Raw genomic sequence first — 17224 nt, forward strand, 5'->3', positions numbered from 1 at the left:
CCCGGCCGGAGCCCGGTCCCCCGCGGACCGGCTCCAGGAGCGTCGCGCACCGTCGAACGGTGTCGCGGGCAGCCCACCACCCCCCGTGCAACCCCGGGACGGTCGGTGGGCCACTCGCGTGCTGCACGTATGTGCCCAGACCAGGGAAGCGGCTGCCCGGCAGGTCCCGCGCGGACCCGACGGGTTTTCCCGGCTGCGGATGCGACCTCCCTAACTCTGGCAAGCCGAAAACTACGAAAGAGATTGAGACAGTGGCGAACCAGTCCCGCCCCAAGGTCAAGAAGTCGCGTGCCCTCGGCATCGCGCTGACCCCGAAGGCCGTCAAGTACTTCGAGGCCCGCCCCTACCCGCCGGGTGAGCACGGCCGCGGCCGCAAGCAGAACTCGGACTACAAGGTCCGTCTGCTGGAGAAGCAGCGTCTGCGCGCGCAGTACGACGTGTCCGAGCGCCAGCTCGTGCGCGCCTACGAGCGTGCCTCCAAGGTCCAGGGCAAGACCGGTGAGGCCCTGATCATCGAGCTGGAGCGCCGTCTCGACGCGCTGGTCCTGCGTTCGGGCATCGCCCGCACGATCTACCAGGCCCGCCAGATGGTCGTCCACGGCCACATCCAGGTCAACGGCCAGAAGGTCGACAAGCCGTCCTTCCGTGTCCGCCCGGACGACGTCGTGCAGGTCCGCGACCGCTCCAAGGACAAGACGCTGTTCCAGATCGCCCGTGAGGGTGGCTTCGCCCCCGACGGCGAGACCCCGCGCTACCTCCAGGTGAACCTCAAGGCCCTGGCGTTCCGCCTGGACCGCGAGCCGAACCGCAAGGAGATCCCGGTGATCTGCGACGAGCAGCTCGTCGTCGAGTACTACGCCCGCTGACCCCGGTCACGGCGTAAGCCTCAGCCCGCCGTCTCCCCGCCCTTCCGGGTGGGCGAGGCGGCGGGTTCGCGCTGTCCGGGGCCGGTGTCGGCGGCCGGGCCGCGCGGCGCCGGCAGCGCGCCCAGCGTTCCCGGCTCCCGGTGCCGCAGCGCCCGGGCCACCGCCGCCTCCCGGTCCAGCCCGGCCCCCTCCCGCACGCACTCGGCGTACCGCGCGTCGCCGAGCGCCCGCCGCGCGGCGGCCTCGCACCGCTCGTGCGGCGCGTTGAAGTACGCGGAACCGAACAGCGGCAGCCCGACCGAGGGCCACAGCCGCCCGGCGGCGCCCTGGAGCACCGCCGCCTCCACCGGATCGCCCTGTGCCACCGTCACCAGCGCCAGCAGCTCGATCACCAGCACCGAGCCCAGCAGATCGCGGAAGGCGTGCGCGTCGGCCAGCGCCTTCGCCAGCAGCTCCCGCGCGCCCGCCGCGTCACCGTCGGCCCAGGCCGCGTACGCCAGCACGTACAGCGCGTAGCAACGCGCCCACCGCTCCCCGCGGTCCTCGGACATCCGGCGCACCTCCTCGCACAGGCGCACCGCGTCCGGCAGGTCCCCCTGGAACGCCCGGGCCATCGCCAGCTCCACCTGGCCCATCAGGACGTTGCTGTTCAGCTCGCCGATCGCCCGGTAGCGCTCCAGCGCCGCGCGCAGCAGCGTTTCCGCACCGGCCATGTCGTCCGTGACCAGGGCCAGACAGCCCATGCGGTGCTCGGCGTAGGCCACCGCCGCCGGATCGGCCGCCCGCTCCGCCCGCTCCCGGCACATCCGCAGCGTCCGCAGCGCCGGCCCGGTGTCGCCCTGGAGGACCGCCACATAGCCCAGTACCCACAGCGCCTTCAGCCGGGCCCGCTCGTACCCCGACTCCCGCTCCACGCTGCGCTCCAGCCACCGCCGCCCCTCCGACAGCCGCCCGCAGCCCACCCAGCAGAACCACAGCGAACCCGCCAGATGCTGACCGAGGTGCGCCTCGCCCGGCTCGGTCAGGCACAGCTCCAGCGCGCTCCGCAGATTCGGCAGCTCGGCGTCCACCCGCGCGGCCACCTCCCGCTGCCGGGGCGTGCACCACTCCAGCTCGCACCAGGTCGCCAGGCCCAGGTACCAGTCCCGGTGCCGTCGGCGCAGCCGGTCCGCGTCCCCGGCCGCAGCCAGCCACTCGGCGCCGTAGGCCCGCACCGTGTCCAGCATCCGGTAGCGCGGGCCCGCCGGGGTCTCCTCGCGGGCGACGACCGACTGGGCCAGCAGTTCCGACAGCACGTCCAGCACGTCCTCGGCGGGCAGCCCCGACCCGCCGCACACGTACTCGGCCGCCTCCAGGTCGAAGGTGCCTGCGAACACCGACAGCCGCGCCCACAGCATCCGTTCGGGCGGCGTGCACAGCTCGTGGCTCCAGCCGATCGCCGTGCGCAGCGTCCGGTGCCGGGGCAGGGCGTCCCGGGTGCCGCCGGTCAGCAGCCGGAACCGGTCGCCGAGGCGTTGCAGCAGCTGCGCCGGGGACAGCGCGCGCAGCCGCCCGGCCGCCAGCTCCAGCGCCAGCGGGATCCCCTCCAGCCGGCGGCACAGCTCCCGTACCTCCGGGCCGTCGGCCACCGGCACCCCGTGTGTGCGGGCCCGGTCGGCGAACAGCTCCACCGCCTCCTCGGGGCCGAGCGGCGCCAGCGGGAACAGCAGCTCGCCCGCGAGTCCCAGCGGCCGCCGGCCCACCGCCAGCACCCGCAGCTCCGGCAGCCCGCGCAGCAGCCGGGCCACCAGGGCGGCACAGGACGCCGCAAGGTGCTCGAACCCGTCCAGCACCAGCAGCATCCGCCGCCCCGCCAACTGCTCCAGCAGCGTCTCGCGGGGCAGCCGGGTGGTGTGGTCGGTCAGGCCCAGCGCCTCCACGACCGCGTACTCCACGAAGTGCGGGTCGCACACCTCGGCCAGCTCCACCCGGCCCCAGCCCGCGGTCTCCGCCGCCTCGCCGGCCGCCCACCGCACCGCCGCCCGCACCGCCAGCCGGGACTTGCCCACTCCGCCCACTCCGGTCACGGTCACCAGCCGGGCCCGGCCGAGGGCCGCCGCCAGCCCGGCCAGCTCCGCCGATCGACCGACGAAAGCGGTGAGTTCGAGGGGCGGGGCGCCGCCCGTCCGGGGGCCGGGACCGTGAGGATCTCGCATGGGACACGGAGCGTACTGAACCGTGTTCACTGCGTACAATCACCCGGCGCCACCGCGTTCGCACCGCCGGGGAATCCGGTACGGAGCCGTGGCCCCGGCGCGATAGGCTCGGGGCACGACTTTTCCGATGCTCAGGCACGTTTCAGGGAGCGGGTGCGCACAGTGTCCGGTACAGAGGTGGCCGGGATCCTGGTGGCCGTCTTCTGGGCGATCCTGGTCTCCTTCCTCGCGGTCGCGCTGGCGAGGCTGGCCCAGACGCTCAAGGCGACCACCAAGCTCGTCGCGGACGTGACCGACCAGGCCGTCCCGCTGCTCGCCGACGCCTCCCAGGCGGTGCGCTCCGCGCAGACCCAGATCGACCGGGTCGACGCGATCGCCTCCGACGTCCAGGAGGTCACCTCCAACGCCTCCGCGCTGTCGACCACCGTCGCCTCCACCTTCGGCGGCCCGCTGGTCAAGGTCGCGGCCTTCGGCTACGGCGTCCGCCGGGCGCTCGGCGGCCGCAAGGGGGAGGACGTGCCTGCGAAGTCCCCCCGGCGTACCGTGATCGTGGGCCGGACGGTCCCTGCCGCACGGCGCAAGCGGAAGTAAGGACTGAGACCGAGCGATGTTCCGCCGAACGTTCTGGTTCACCACCGGTGTCGCCGCCGGCGTGTGGGCCACCACCAAGGTCAACCGCAAGATCAGGCAGCTGACCCCGGAGAGCCTGGCCGCCACCGCGGCGAACAAGGCCCTGGAGACCGGTCAGCGCCTGAAGGACCGCGCGGCCGGCTTCGCGTCCGACGTCCGCGACAACATGGCCCGGCGGGAGGCCGAGCTGGAGGAGGCCCTCGGCATCCACGAGGACCCCGAACTCCCCGCGTCCCGGCGGTACACCGCCATCGAGAACGACAACAGCAGCACACCGAAGTACATCGAAGCCCCGATGTACTCGTACAACCGGAATGAGGACCACTGATGGAGTCGGCCGAGATTCGCCGCCGCTGGCTGAGCTTCTTCGAGGAGCGCGGGCACACCGTCGTCCCTTCGGCGTCGCTCATCGCGGACGACCCGACTCTGCTCCTCGTCCCCGCCGGCATGGTGCCCTTCAAGCCCTACTTCCTGGGTGAGGTCAAGCCGCCGTTCCCGCGCGCCACCAGCGTGCAGAAGTGCGTGCGCACGCCCGACATCGAAGAGGTCGGCAAGACCACGCGGCACGGCACGTTCTTCCAGATGTGCGGCAACTTCTCCTTCGGCGACTACTTCAAGGAAGGCGCCATCAAGCTCGCCTGGGAGCTGCTCACCTCGCCCCAGGACAAGGGCGGTTACGGCCTCGACCCCGAGCGCCTGTGGATCACCGTCTACCAGGACGACGACGAGGCGGAGCAGATCTGGCACGAGGTCGTCGGCGTGCCCAAGGAGCGCATCCAGCGCCTGGGCATGAAGGACAACTTCTGGTCCATGGGCGTGCCCGGCCCCTGCGGCCCCTGCTCCGAGATCAACTACGACCGCGGCCCCGAGTTCGGAGTCGAGGGCGGCCCCGCCGTCAACGACGAGCGGTACGTGGAGATCTGGAACCTCGTCTTCATGCAGTTCGAGCGGGGTGAGGGCATCGGCAAGGACAACTTCGAGATCCTCGGGGACCTGCCGAGCAAGAACATCGACACGGGCCTCGGCCTGGAGCGGCTCGCCATGATTCTGCAGGGCGTGCAGAACATGTACGAGATCGACACGTCCATGGCCGTCATCGACAAGGCCACCGAGCTGACCGGCGTCCGCTACGGCGAGGCCCACGACTCGGACGTGTCCCTCCGCGTGGTCACCGACCACATGCGCACCGCCACCATGCTCATCGGCGACGGCGTCACCCCGGGCAACGAGGGCCGCGGCTACGTCCTGCGCCGCATCATGCGCCGCGCCATCCGCAACATGCGGCTGCTCGGCGCCACCGGTCCGGTCGTCCAGGACCTGATCGAGACCGTGATCGGCATGATGGGCCGGCAGTACCCGGAGCTGATCACCGATCGCGAGCGCATCGAGAAGGTCGCGCTCGCCGAGGAGGCCGCCTTCCTCAAGACGCTGAAGGCCGGCACCAACATCCTCGACACCGCCGTCACCGAGACCAAGGCCGCCGGCGGCACCGTCCTCTCCGGCGACAAGGCGTTCCTGCTCCACGACACCTGGGGCTTCCCGATCGACCTCACCCTGGAGATGGCCGCCGAGCAGGGCCTGGCCGTGGACGAGGACGGCTTCCGGCGCCTGATGAAGGAGCAGCGGGAGCGCGCCAAGGCCGACGCCCAGGCCAAGAAGACCGGCCACGCCGACCTGGGTGCCTACCGCGAGATCGCCGACGCCGCCGGCGCGACCGACTTCATCGGCTACACCGACACCGAGGGCGAGTCCACGGTCGTCGGCATCCTGGTCGACGGCGCCTCCTCCCCGGCCGCCACCGAGGGCGACGAGGTCGAGATCGTCCTGGACCGCACGCCGTTCTACGCCGAGGGCGGCGGTCAGATCGGTGACACCGGCCGCATCAAGGTGGACACCGGTGCCGTCATCGAGGTCCGCGACTGCCAGAAGCCGGTCCCGGGCGTGTACGTCCACAAGGGCGTCGTCCAGGTCGGCGAGGTCACCGTCGGCGCCAAGGCCCACGCCAGCATCGACGCCCGCCGCCGCCACGCCATCGCCCGCGCCCACTCGGCCACCCACCTCACCCACCAGGCCCTGCGGGACGCCCTCGGCCCGACGGCCGCCCAGGCCGGTTCGGAGAACCAGCCCGGCCGCTTCCGCTTCGACTTCGGCTCGCCGTCCGCCGTACCGACGGCCGTGATGACCGACGTCGAGCAGAAGATCAACGAGGTGCTCGCCCGCGACCTGGACGTCCGCGCCGAGGTCATGGGCATCGACGAGGCCAAGAAGCAGGGTGCCATCGCCGAGTTCGGCGAGAAGTACGGCGAGCGGGTGCGCGTCGTGACCATCGGCGACTTCTCCAAGGAGCTGTGCGGCGGCACGCACGTGCACAACACCGCCCAGCTGGGCCTGGTGAAGCTGCTCGGCGAGTCCTCCATCGGCTCCGGTGTGCGCCGTATCGAGGCCCTGGTCGGCGTGGACGCCTACCACTTCCTCGCCCGCGAGCACACGGTCGTCAACCAGCTGACCGAGCTGCTCAAGGGCCGCCCGGAGGAGCTGCCGGAGAAGGTCTCCGCGATGCTCGGCAAGCTGAAGGACGCCGAGAAGGAGATCGAGCGCTTCCGCGCCGAGAAGGTCCTCCAGGCCGCCGCCGGCCTCGCCGAGTCCGCCAAGGACGTCCGCGGCATCGCCGTCGTCACCGGGCGGGTCCCGGACGGCACCACGCCCGACGACCTGCGCAAGCTGGTCCTGGACGTGCGCGGCCGGATCCAGGGCGGACGGGCCGCCGTGGTGGCGCTGTTCACCGTCAACAACGGCAAGCCGCTGACGGTCATCGCCACCAACGACGCCGCCCGCGACCGCGGCCTGAAGGCCGGTGACCTGGTCCGTGCCGCCGCCAAGACCCTCGGCGGCGGCGGTGGCGGCAAGCCGGACGTGGCCCAGGGCGGCGGCCAGAACCCGGCCGCCGTCGGCGAGGCCGTCGAGGCCGTCGAGCGGCTCGTCGCCGAGACCGCCAAGTAGGAACGGTCGAAGCAGATGCGCAGAGGACGTCGGCTCGCGATCGACGTCGGGGACGCCCGGATCGGGGTCGCCTCGTGCGACCCCGACGGGATCCTCGCCACCCCGGTGGAGACCGTCCCCGGCCGGGACGTCCCCGCCGCCCACCGACGGCTTCGTCAACTGGTGGAGGAGTACGACCCGATCGAGGTCGTCGTCGGCCTTCCTCGCTCCCTCAAGGGCGGCGAGGGCCCGGCCGCGGTCAAGGTCCGCGCCTTCGTCCAGGAACTGGCCAAGGGCGTCCAGCCCGTGCCGGTGCGCCTGGTGGACGAGCGGATGACGACCGTGACGGCCGGCCAGGGACTGCGCGCCTCGGGCGTCAAGTCCAAGAAGGGCCGCTCGGTCATCGACCAGGTGGCGGCCGTCATCATCCTGCAGCAGGCCCTGGAATCCGAACGGGTGTCAGGCAAACCACCCGGTGAGGGCGTCGAAGTGGTCATCTGATCGCGATACGGTAACGTTCCGCGCGATGCGCCGGTGTTCGAACAGCCGGGGCACAGCAAGAGGCGGAACGGAATCCGGCCCACGAGCCGCGGGACCGTCGGCCTCGCGGCTCTAGGGGATCGATGACTGAGTATGGCCGGGGCCCGGGCTCCGAACCGTGGAATCCGGAGGACCCGTTGTCCGGGGACGGCGGATGGGGAGGACAGCAGGCCCAGGAGGGTTCGCAGTCCCCCTACGGCGGCCAGCCGCAGCACCATCCGCAGGCGCCGCGGTACGGCGACTGGAACGAGGGACAGCAGCCCGGGTACGACGCGCAGCACCACCCCCGGCACGACGGTCAGTACCCCCCGCACCACGACGACCCGCAGCGGTACGACCAGCAGTTCGCCGGCCACGCCCAGCACCAGTTCCACCAGGGCGGCTGGGACGCGACCGGCACCCACGGCCATGTGCCCTACGCCGCCGACCCCGGCGACCCCTACGGCCAGCAGCCCGTGGCCTACGGCGCGGAGCAGCCCGACCTCTACCCCACCGAGGACGCCTACCCGCCGCCGGAGCCGCCCGGCCGCAGACGCCCCGAGCCGGAGCCGGCGGACGAGGAGGAGAGCGTCCTCGCCGGGCGCGACGGCGAGGACGGCGACGGCGGCGAGGAGCACGAGCTCCAGGGCCGGCGGGAGCGGCGCGGCAAGGGCCGCAAGCCGGTCAAGCCCAGGAAGCGGCGCACCGGCTGCGCCTGCATGGTGGTCGTCCTGGTGTTCGGCGGCGGCCTCGGCGGGGTCGGGTATTTCGGGTACCAGTTCTACCAAAATCGTTTCGGCGCGGCTCCGGACTACGCGGGCGACGGCACCGGCCAGACCGTCACCGTCGAGATCCCCAAGGGCGCGGGCGGCTGGGAGATCGGCCGCCGGCTGAAGGAGGCCGGCGTCGTCAAGAGCGCCGACGCGTTCGTCCACGCCCAGACCACGACACCGGGCGGCGACGGCATCCAGGCCGGTGCCTACCTCCTGAAGAAGGAGATGTCCGCCGCCAGCGCCGTCCGGCTGATGATGGACCCGCGCAGCCAGAACAACGTGATCGTCACTCCCGGTGAGCGCAACACCGACGTCTACGCGGCCATCGACAAGAAGCTGGAACTGTCCAAGGGCGCGACCAGGAAGCTCGCCGAGAAGCAGTACGCGTCCCTCGGCCTGCCCGCCTGGGCGCGCAACGGCGGCGGCGTCAAGGACCCGCTGGAGGGCTTCCTCTTCCCGGGCACCTATCCGGCCGCCAAGGGCATGAAGCCCGACGCCGTCCTCCGGCAGATGGTCGTCCAGGCCAAGCAGAAGTACGCCGCCTACGGCCTCGACGACAAGGCCAGGGAACTCGGGGTGGAGAACGCCTTCGAACTCGTCACGGTCGCCAGCCTGGTCCAGGCCGAGGGTAAGACGCACGACGACTTCCGCAAGATGGCCGAGGTGGTCTACAACCGCCTCAAGCCCACCAACACCGAGACCAACCGCAAGCTGCAGTTCGACTCGACGTACAACTACGCCAAGGGCACGAGCAACATCCACATCTCCGAGAAGGAGATCAACAGCGACCCGAGCCCGTACAACACGTACCGGCACCCGGGGCTTCCGCCCGGCCCGATCGGCAACCCCGGCGAGGACGCGCTGAAGGCCACGCTGAACCCGACCCACGACGGCTGGGTCTATTTCGTGGCGACCGACGGTATGAGCAATACCGAATTCGCCAAGACGTACGCGGAATTCCTAGAACTCAGGGACAAGTTCAATGCCAACACGGGCAACTGACGGCCGTCGTGCCGCCGTGCTCGGCTCTCCGATCGCACACTCCCTCTCCCCGGTGCTGCACCGGGCGGCGTACGAGGCGGCCGGGCTCACCGGCTGGTCGTACGACGGCTTCGACGTCGACGAGGCCGCGCTGCCCGGCTTCCTGGACCGGCTCGGGCCCGAGTGGGCCGGGCTGTCGCTGACCATGCCGCTGAAACGGGCGGTCATCCCGCTGCTGGACGAGGTCAGCGACACCGCCGCCTCGGTCGACGCGGTCAACACCCTGGTCTTCACCGAGGACGGACGCCGGATCGGCGACAACACCGACATCCCGGGCATGGTGGCCGCGCTGGGCGAGCACGGCATCAAGGAGGTCGGCTCCGCCGCGATCCTCGGGGCCGGCGCCACCGCCTCCTCCGCGCTCGCCGCGCTCGCCCGGATCTGCACCGGCGAGGTCGTCGCCTACGTGCGCAGCGAGGCCCGCGCCGCCGAGATGCGGCAATGGGGCGAACGGCTCGACGTGGAGGTCCGCACGGCCGACTGGTCCGACGCCGCCGAGGCGCTGCGGGCGCCGCTGGTGATCGCCACCACGCCCGCCGGGACCACCGATGCGCTCGCCACGGCCGTGCCCGAACGCCCCGCCACCCTCTTCGACGTGCTCTACGACCCCTGGCCCACCGAACTGGCGGCCCGCTGGTCCATGTTCGGCGGCGCCGTGGTCGGCGGCCTCGACCTGCTGGTCCACCAGGCCGTGCTCCAGTTCGAGCAGATGACCGGGCAGATCCCGGGCCCGGTGGACGCCATGCGGCAGGCCGGCGAGAAGGCGCTCGCCGCCCGCTGACGGCCCCGCACGCGTCCGCCTGCTGGACCGGCGGCCGTCCTCCGCCCGCGGACGTGGGAGGATCGGAGGCGGCGTGCCGGGGTCGCGCACCCGGAGACGCCGTCGCCGTACGCGAGGACGCGTGCGCCGGGCAGTACCGGGCGCGAGCACTGAGGAGCACCGTTGAGCAGGCTGCGTTGGCTGACCGCGGGGGAGTCCCACGGTCCCGCACTTGTCGCGACGCTGGAGGGTCTTCCCGCCGGCGTGCCGATCACCACGGAGATGGTGGCGGACCACCTGGCGCGGCGGCGGCTCGGCTATGGCCGTGGTGCGCGGATGAAGTTCGAGCGGGACGAGGTCACCTTCCTGGGCGGCGTCCGGCACGGGCTGACCCTGGGCTCGCCGGTGGCGGTCATGGTGGGCAACACCGAGTGGCCGAAGTGGGAGCAGGTCATGGCGGCCGACCCGGTCGACCCGGAGGTGCTGGCCGGCCTGGCCCGCAACGCGCCGCTGACCCGCCCGCGCCCGGGCCACGCCGACCTGGCGGGCATGCAGAAGTACGGCTTCGACGAGGCCCGCCCGATCCTGGAGCGCGCCTCGGCCCGGGAGACGGCGGCCCGTGTGGCGCTCGGCGCGGTGGCCCGCTCCTACCTGAAGGAGACGGCCGGCATCGAGATCGTCTCCCACGTGGTGGAGCTGGCCTCGGCGAAGGCGCCGTACGGCGTGTACCCGACTCCGGCGGACGTGGAGAGGCTGGACGCGGACCCGGTGCGCTGCCTGGACGCGGACGCCTCCGAGGCGATGGTCGCGGAGATCGACCAGGCCCACAAGGACGGCGACACCCTCGGCGGTGTGGTGGAGGTGCTGGCGTACGGCGTCCCGGTCGGCCTGGGCTCGCACGTGCACTGGGACCGCAGGCTGGACGCGCGTCTGGCCGCCGCCCTCATGGGCATCCAGGCGATCAAGGGCGTGGAGGTCGGCGACGGCTTCGACCTGGCCCGGGTGCCCGGCTCCCAGGCCCACGACGAGATCGTCACCACCCCCGACGGCATCAAGCGGGCCACGGGCCGCTCCGGCGGCACCGAGGGCGGGCTCAGCACGGGTGAGCTGCTGCGCGTCCGGGCGGCGATGAAGCCGATCGCGACCGTGCCCCGCGCGCTGCGGACGGTGGACGTGGTCACGGGCGAGCCCACGCAGGCCCATCACCAGCGCTCCGACGTGTGCGCGGTGCCGGCCGCCGGGATCGTGGCCGAGGCCATGGTCGCGCTGGTGCTGGCGGACGCGGTGGCGGAGAAGTTCGGCGGCGACAGCGTCACGGAGACCCGCCGCAACGTGCGCTCCTACCTCGAAGGGCTGGCGATCAGGTGAGCGCCGTGCCGGCGGTCGTCCTGGTCGGCCCGATGGGGGTGGGCAAGTCCACGGTGGGCCGGATGCTCGCCGAGCACCTCGGCGTGGGCTACCGGGACACGGACGACGACATCGTGGCCGCCGAGGGCCGCGCCATCGCCGACATCTTCCTGGACGAGGGCGAGAGCGCCTTCCGCGCGCTGGAGAAGGCGGCGGTGCGGGCGGCCCTCGCCGAGCACGACGGGGTCGTGGCGCTCGGCGGCGGGGCCGTGCTCGACCCCGGGACGCGGACGCTGCTGGCCGGGCACCGGGTGGTCTACCTGTCCATGGACGTCGAGGAGGCTGTCCACCGCACCGGTCTGAACGTGGCCCGCCCGCTGCTCGCGGTCAACCCGCGCAAGCAGTGGCGCGAGCTGATGGAAGCGCGCCGGCACCTGTACGAGGAGGTCGCCACCGTGGTGGTGGCGACGGACGGCCGCACCCCCGAAGAGGTCACGCAGAGCGTGCTGGAGGCACTGGAGTTGAGGCAGCGATGAGCGAGGCAGTCACCCGGATCCGGGTCGGGGCCACGGCGGGCACGGACGCGTACGAGGTGCTGGTCGGCCGGCAGTTGCTGGGCGAACTGGCCGGGCTGATCGGCGAGCGGGCCAAGCGGGTCGCGGTGATCCATCCCGAGGCCCTCGCCGAGACCGGCGAGGCGCTGCGGGCCGACCTGGCCGAGCAGGGCTACGAGGCCGTCGCCGTGCAGGTGCCGAACGCGGAGGAGGCCAAGACCGCCGAGGTCGCCGCCTACTGCTGGAAGGCGCTGGGCCAGAGCGGCTTCACCCGCACCGACGTCATCGTCGGCGTCGGCGGCGGCTCCACCACGGACCTGGCCGGGTTCGTCGCGGCGACCTGGCTGCGCGGGGTGCGCTGGGTGGCGATCCCCACCACGGTGCTGGCGATGGTGGACGCGGCGGTCGGCGGCAAGACCGGCATCAACACCGCCGAGGGCAAGAACCTGGTCGGCGCCTTCCACCCGCCGGCCGGTGTGCTGTGCGACCTGGCGGCGCTGGACTCGCTGCCGGTGCACGACTACGTCTCCGGTCTGGCCGAGGTCATCAAGGCGGGGTTCATCGCCGACCCGGTGATCCTGGACCTGATCGAGGCCGACCCCGAGGCCGCCCGCACGCCGGCCGGCCCGCACACCGCCGAGCTGATCGAGCGGTCCATCCGGGTCAAGGCCGAAGTGGTCTCCGCGGACCTGAAGGAATCCGGGCTGCGGGAGATCCTCAACTACGGCCACACGCTCGGCCACGCGATCGAGAAGAACGAGCGGTACAAGTGGCGGCACGGCGCCGCGGTCGCGGTCGGCATGCACTTCGCCGCCGAACTGGGCCGCCTGGCGGGCCGCCTGGACGACGCGACCGCCGACCGGCACCGCGCCGTCCTGGAGGCCGTCGGCCTGCCGCTGCACTACCGCTACGACCAGTGGCCCAAGCTGCTGGAGGCGATGAAGGTCGACAAGAAGTCCCGCGGCGACCTGCTCCGCTTCATCGTCCTGGACGGCCTGGCCAGGCCGACCGTCCTGGAGGGCCCGGACCCGGCCGTCCTCCTCGCCGCGTACGGCGAGGTCGGGCAGTAGATCCCGGACTGTTCCGCCTCGTCCGATTCCCTTCGCGGGCCGGGCACTTCGGGCCGTCCCCGGCCGTTTCACCGAACGACGGCCGGGGACGGTACCGTTCGGTAGGCGGCCGGGGCGTGCTCCTCGCCGCCGGCAGCACAGTGCCTGTACGAGACGGAGTGGCAACGGATGCAGCACGCAGTGGGTTCTCCGCTGCCGCCGCCCCACCAGCCGGGGCAGGGGCCGCACACCGGCTGGGCATCGGCCCCCCACCAGCCGACCCCTCACCTGCCGGCCGCCCACCCCCAGGGCCCGCACCCGGCAGCCTCCCGGCAGCCCGCCCCCGTACCCCCGTCACCCCCGGGCTTCCCGACCCCACCGGCCCCACAGCAGCCTCCGGCCTCACATCCGGCTCCCGCTTCCCAGCAGGCCTCGGCTCCCCACGGGGCCGGCTCTCCGCAGCAGCCTCCGGTCTGTCATCAGCCTTCCGGCCCCCAGCAGCCTTCGGCTTCCTCCGCGGCCCCGGCTCCGCAGCCACCGCTCTCTCATCCGGCTCCTGGTTCCCAACAGCCTCCGGCTTCTCATGCGGCTCATGCTCCGCAGCAGCCTCCGGTCTCTCCGGCTCCCGGTCCCCAGCAGCCTCCCGTCTCTCATCGGACGCCGGTTCCGCAGCAGCCGCCGTCCTCCCACCCGGCCCCGGTTCCGCACCCCCCGGCCTCCCACCCGGCCCCGCCGCAGCCCCCGGCCCCCGCCGGCCCGCCGCCCGCGCAGCATCCCGCGGCACCGCCGGCCCCCGGCGTCACCGGGCACGTGCCGCTGCCGTCCGGCGGCCCGGTCGGCGCCCCCGCGGCGCCGCCCGCCACGGCCCCGGCCCCGGACCCGGCGGCCGTCACGCTCGCCGTCCTCCTCATCGGCCCGGCCGGCGCGGGCAAGACCAGCGTCGCCAGGTACTGGGCGGACCACCGGCGCGTCCCCACGGCCCACATCAGCCTGGACGACGTACGCGAGTGGGTCCGTTCCGGCTTCGCCGACCCCCAGTCCGGCTGGAACGAGAACGCGGAGGCCCAGTACCGCCTGGCCCGCCGCACCTGCGGCTTCGCCGCCCGGAACTTCCTGGCCAACGGCATCTCCTGCATCCTGGACGACGCCGTCTTCCCGGACCGTCCGGTCGTGGGCCTCGGCGGCTGGAAGCGGCACGTGGGCCCCGGCCTGCTCCCGGTGGTCCTGCTCCCGGGCCTGGACATCGTCCTGGAGCGCAACGCCGAACGCACCGGCAACCGCCGCCTCACCGACGAGGAGGTGGCCCGCATCCACGGCCGCATGGCCGGCTGGTACGGCTCGGGCCTCCCGATCATCGACAACTCCCAGCTGGACGTTCCCGGGACGGCCCGTGTACTGGACGAGGTCCTGGCGCGCGCGATAGCGAGTCCGCCGAGCTGGTAGGCGGGCAAACCCCACTCGGCCCCCCTCAATCGGCACAACTCGGACAAAACTCCTACGCTCATCTCATGTCAGAGGTGTACGCGACCCGCCGATCCCGGCTGAGGGACCACGTCAACGCGGCCGGCACCGCGGCAGCGCTCGTCACCCGCCCGGCCAACGTCCGCTATCTCGCCGCCGCGGCCCCGCAGGGCTCCGTCCTGCTGCTCGGCAGACGCGAGGACCTCCTGGTGTGCGCCGGCCCGCCGGACGACCGCCCCTACGAAGGCAGGCCGGACGAGCACCTGCGCCTGCACGTCCTCCCGGCGAGCGGCGGCGACACCGGCGCGGCGGCGGCCGGCCTCGCCGTGGCCCAGGGAGCCGACTCCCTGGCCGTCGAGGAACACCACCTCACCGTGGCCCGCCACCGAGCCCTCGGCTCGGCCGCCCCGGCGCTGCGCCTCACCGACCTGGACACAGCGGTCGAGCAGCTGAGGGTGGTCAAGGACGAGGAGGAGATCTCCTGCCTCCGCATCGGCGCCGAGATCGCCGACCAGGCCCTCGGCGAGCTGCTGGAGTCCATCCTGGTCGGCCGCACCGAACGGCACCTCGCGCTGGAGCTGGAGCGGCGCCTGGTCGACCACGGGGCCGACGGCCCGGCCTTCCCGACCTCCGTGGCGACGGGACCGCACGCCGGCCGCCGCGGTCACCGCCCCACCGACCGGCGGGTGGAGGAGGGCGACTTCCTCTCCGTGTGCCTGGGCGCCACCTACCGCGGCTACCGGTGCGAGATCGGCCGCACCTTCGTCATCGGCACCTCGCCCGCCGACTGGCAGATCGAGCTGTACGACCTCGTCTTCGCCGCCCAGCGCGCCGGGCGGGAGTTCCTCGCACCCGGAGCCGCCTGCCGCGATGTCGACCGCGCGGCACGCCAGGTGTTGGACTCGGCGGGCTATGCGGAAGCGCTGCCACCGATGACCGGGCACGGCGTGGGACTCGAAATCGAGGAGGACCCGCAGCTGGCCCCCTCGGCCATGGGTAAACTGGACGCTTGCGTGCCGGTCACCGTCGAACCGGGGGTCCACCTCCCGGGCCGGGGCGGCGTCCGGATCGATGACACGCTCGTCGTGCGCCCCGAGGCGGACGGCGGACCCGAGCTACTCACCATCACGACCAAGGAGCTGCTCGCGCTGTAGCGCGTGTCCCGGGGTCGTACGTCAGTCCAGGAGATTCCGCAACCGTGGCTTCCACGAACGACCTCAAGAACGGCCTGGTGCTCAAGCTCGAAGGCGGCCAGCTCTGGTCCGTCGTCGAGTTCCAGCACGTCAAGCCCGGCAAGGGCCCGGCCTTCGTGCGCACCAAGCTCAAGAACGTGCTCTCCGGCAAGGTCGTGGACAAGACCTTCAACGCCGGCGTCAAGGTCGAGACGGCCACTGTCGACAAGCGCGACATGCAGTTCTCGTACATGGACGGCGACTACTTCGTCTTCATGGACATGGAGACCTACGACCAGCTGATGGTCGACCGCAAGGCCGTCGGCGACGCCGCCCACTTCCTCATCGAGGGCTTCACCGCCACCGTCGCCCAGCACGAGGGCGAGGTGCTCTTCGTCGAGCTGCCGGCCGCCGTCGAGCTGACCGTCGCCGAGACCGAGCCGGGCGTCCAGGGCGACCGCTCCACCGGTGGCACCAAGCCCGCCACCCTGGAGACCGGCCACCAGATCCAGGTCCCGCTCTTCATCACCACCGGTGAGAAGATCAAGGTCGACACCCGCACCAGCGACTACCTCGGCCGGGTGAACAGCTAACCGTGGCTGCCCGCAACACGGCCCGCAAGCGCGCCTTCCAGATCCTCTTCGAGGGCGACCAGCGCGACACCGACGTCCTGACGGTCCTCGCGGACTGGATCCGGCTCTCCCGGTCCGACACCCGGCAGCCGCCGGTCAGCGAGTACACGATGCAGCTGGTCGAGGGCTACGCCGAGTACGCGCGGCGGATCGACGAGCTGATCGCCCAGTACGCGGTGGGATGGACGCTCGACCGGATGCCGGTCGTGGACCGCAACATCCTGCGGCTGGGCGCGTACGAGCTGATCTGGGTCGACGAGACTCCGGACGCCGTCGTCCTGGACGAGATGGTGCAGCTGGCGAAGGAGTTCTCCACCGACGAGTCGCCGTCCTTCGTCAACGGCCTGCTGGGCCGGCTGAAGGAACTCAAGCCGACGCTGCGTCGCGCTTAGCCGACAGCGACAAGGGGCGCCGTGGGACCGCGGCAGCCGGACGGCCTCAGGGCCGCTCCCGGCTGCTCACGCGGTCCCCGCGCCCCTTTCGGCGTATGCGCCGGCGCCGGCCACGAAGCGAGCCGAGCGGCGGCCCCGCGCCCGAACCGGCCCGAACGGTCGTGAAAACGCCGCCGGGGTGGCCGGAACCGTATGGTTCCGGCCACCCCGGCGGCACGTTTCTGCTCGAATATGGCCGGTTGGCTACGCCTCTTCGTGCGTGGCCACCGCGCGCCGCGCGTCCGCGTCCAGCACGCCCCAGCTGATCAGCTGCTCGGTGAGGACCGAGGGCGACTGGTCGTAGATGACGGCGAGTGTGCGCAGGTCGTCCTGGCGGATGGAGAGCACCTTGCCGTTGTAGTCACCGCGCTGGGACTGGATCGTCGCCGCGTAGCGCTGCAGGGGGCCCGCCTTCTCGGCCGGCACGGTGGCCAGCCGCTCCAGGTCCAGGACCAGCTTCGGCGGCGGCTCGGCGGCGCCGCCCGGCGTGGTGCCCGGCAGGAGCTCCTGCACCGGAACGCCATAGAAATCGGCCAGCTCGGCGAGGCGCTGCACGGTCACGGCACGGTCGCCGCGCTCGTACGAACCCACCACCACGGCCTTCCAGCGACCCTGGGACTTCTCCTCGACACCGTGGAGGGAAAGGCCCTGCTGGGTGCGGATGGCCCGGAGCTTGGCCCCGAGCTGTTTGGCGTATTCGCTGGACATATAGCTCCCCGGACACTGTGTCGACGCGACCGGACTGTCTTCCCGCCGCGCGGCTGGTAACTCACTGTGAGGTTACGCAGCGTGACTCTCCTGCGTCAAGCCGAATG

15 protein-coding genes and 1 pseudogene are annotated in these 17224 nt (G+C 72.4%); 14 read left to right on the forward strand and 2 right to left on the reverse strand.

Features of this window, described 5'->3' with window-relative positions; translation table 11 throughout:
- Positions 1–251 precede the first annotated feature (251 nt).
- Positions 252–866, forward strand: a complete 615-nt coding sequence (rpsD, locus tag SCK26_RS30520) for a 30S ribosomal protein S4 (protein WP_066996810.1) — start codon at positions 252–254, stop codon at positions 864–866.
- A 20-nt stretch (positions 867–886) separates the two neighbouring features.
- Here the strand turns inward: rpsD and SCK26_RS30525 are convergent, their stop codons facing one another.
- Positions 887–3061: a regulator gene (locus tag SCK26_RS30525; protein ID WP_318204559.1), complete on the reverse strand. Its 2175-nt coding sequence runs from the start codon at positions 3059–3061 to the stop codon at positions 887–889.
- A 162-nt stretch (positions 3062–3223) separates the two neighbouring features.
- Here SCK26_RS30525 and SCK26_RS30530 point away from each other — a divergent pair, with 162 nt between their 5' ends.
- From SCK26_RS30530 to nusB, 13 genes and pseudogenes are all read left to right on the forward strand, one after another.
- Positions 3224–3652: a DUF948 domain-containing protein gene (locus tag SCK26_RS30530; RefSeq protein ID WP_318204560.1), complete on the forward strand. Its 429-nt coding sequence runs from the start codon at positions 3224–3226 to the stop codon at positions 3650–3652.
- Positions 3653–3668: 16 nt separating this feature from the next.
- Positions 3669–4019, forward strand: coding sequence for a hypothetical protein (locus SCK26_RS30535; protein ID WP_318204561.1), 351 nt, complete (start codon positions 3669–3671; stop codon positions 4017–4019).
- Positions 4019–6691 (forward strand): alanine--tRNA ligase, encoded by a 2673-nt coding sequence (gene alaS, locus SCK26_RS30540; RefSeq protein WP_318204562.1) that lies wholly within the window; start codon positions 4019–4021, stop codon positions 6689–6691. The genes SCK26_RS30535 and alaS overlap by 1 nt, the downstream gene beginning before the upstream one ends.
- Positions 6692–6706: 15 nt before the next feature.
- Complete coding sequence (ruvX, locus tag SCK26_RS30545) at positions 6707–7171, forward strand: Holliday junction resolvase RuvX (protein WP_318204563.1); 465 nt, start codon at positions 6707–6709, stop codon at positions 7169–7171.
- 122 nt (positions 7172–7293) lie between these two features.
- Positions 7294–8964, forward strand: coding sequence for an endolytic transglycosylase MltG (gene mltG, locus SCK26_RS30550; protein ID WP_318204564.1), 1671 nt, complete (start codon positions 7294–7296; stop codon positions 8962–8964).
- The gene (locus SCK26_RS30555) at positions 8945–9784 is read left to right on the forward strand and encodes a shikimate dehydrogenase (protein WP_318204565.1); all 840 of its coding nucleotides are present in this window, start codon (positions 8945–8947) and stop codon (positions 9782–9784) included. The genes mltG and SCK26_RS30555 overlap by 20 nt, the downstream gene beginning before the upstream one ends.
- 162 nt (positions 9785–9946) lie before the next feature.
- On the forward strand, positions 9947–11131 hold the full coding sequence (gene aroC, locus SCK26_RS30560; RefSeq protein WP_318204566.1) for a chorismate synthase: 1185 nt from the start codon (positions 9947–9949) through the stop codon (positions 11129–11131).
- 32 nt (positions 11132–11163) lie between these two features.
- Complete coding sequence (locus SCK26_RS30565; protein WP_318206128.1) at positions 11164–11646, forward strand: shikimate kinase; 483 nt, start codon at positions 11164–11166, stop codon at positions 11644–11646.
- A complete protein-coding gene (gene aroB, locus SCK26_RS30570) occupies positions 11643–12734 on the forward strand; it encodes a 3-dehydroquinate synthase (protein ID WP_318204567.1) in 1092 nt (363 codons plus the stop codon). The genes SCK26_RS30565 and aroB overlap by 4 nt, the downstream gene beginning before the upstream one ends.
- Before the next feature lie 561 nt (positions 12735–13295).
- Positions 13296–14156 (forward strand): annotated as a pseudogene (locus tag SCK26_RS30575) (AAA family ATPase); the annotation flags it as partial.
- Positions 14157–14221: 65 nt separating this feature from the next.
- On the forward strand, positions 14222–15328 hold the full coding sequence (locus tag SCK26_RS30580) for an aminopeptidase P family protein (protein ID WP_318204568.1): 1107 nt from the start codon (positions 14222–14224) through the stop codon (positions 15326–15328).
- Between the two features lie 44 nt (positions 15329–15372).
- The gene (gene efp, locus SCK26_RS30585) at positions 15373–15939 is read left to right on the forward strand and encodes an elongation factor P (RefSeq protein WP_318204569.1); all 567 of its coding nucleotides are present in this window, start codon (positions 15373–15375) and stop codon (positions 15937–15939) included.
- 2 nt (positions 15940–15941) lie between these two features.
- On the forward strand, positions 15942–16370 hold the full coding sequence (nusB, locus tag SCK26_RS30590) for a transcription antitermination factor NusB (protein WP_318204570.1): 429 nt from the start codon (positions 15942–15944) through the stop codon (positions 16368–16370).
- A 243-nt stretch (positions 16371–16613) separates the two neighbouring features.
- On the opposite strand, the gene bldD is transcribed toward nusB, so the two are convergent.
- Entirely contained in the window at positions 16614–17117 is a 504-nt protein-coding gene (gene bldD, locus SCK26_RS30595) for a transcriptional regulator BldD (RefSeq protein ID WP_014671524.1), read from the reverse strand.
- Positions 17118–17224: the final 107 nt, after the last annotated feature.

The sequence above is a fragment of the Streptomyces sp. SCL15-4 genome (assembly GCF_033366695.1).
GTDB lineage: Bacteria > Actinomycetota > Actinomycetes > Streptomycetales > Streptomycetaceae > Streptomyces.

Excerpts from the sequence above, each read along its gene's own strand:
- SCK26_RS30525 (WP_318204559.1), bottom strand. The coding sequence starts at position 3,061 with ATGCGAGATCCTCACGGTCCCGGCCCCCGGACGGGCGGCGCCCCGCCC.
- SCK26_RS30535 (WP_318204561.1), top strand. The coding sequence starts at position 3,669 with ATGTTCCGCCGAACGTTCTGGTTCACCACCGGTGTCGCCGCCGGCGTG.
- alaS (WP_318204562.1), top strand. The coding sequence starts at position 4,019 with ATGGAGTCGGCCGAGATTCGCCGCCGCTGGCTGAGCTTCTTCGAGGAG.
- ruvX (WP_318204563.1), top strand. The coding sequence starts at position 6,707 with ATGCGCAGAGGACGTCGGCTCGCGATCGACGTCGGGGACGCCCGGATC.
- mltG (WP_318204564.1), top strand. The coding sequence starts at position 7,294 with ATGACTGAGTATGGCCGGGGCCCGGGCTCCGAACCGTGGAATCCGGAG.
- SCK26_RS30555 (WP_318204565.1), top strand. The coding sequence starts at position 8,945 with ATGCCAACACGGGCAACTGACGGCCGTCGTGCCGCCGTGCTCGGCTCT.
- SCK26_RS30565 (WP_318206128.1), top strand. The coding sequence starts at position 11,164 with ATGGGGGTGGGCAAGTCCACGGTGGGCCGGATGCTCGCCGAGCACCTC.
- aroB (WP_318204567.1), top strand. The coding sequence starts at position 11,643 with ATGAGCGAGGCAGTCACCCGGATCCGGGTCGGGGCCACGGCGGGCACG.
- SCK26_RS30580 (WP_318204568.1), top strand. The coding sequence starts at position 14,222 with ATGTCAGAGGTGTACGCGACCCGCCGATCCCGGCTGAGGGACCACGTC.
- bldD (WP_014671524.1), bottom strand. The coding sequence starts at position 17,117 with ATGTCCAGCGAATACGCCAAACAGCTCGGGGCCAAGCTCCGGGCCATC.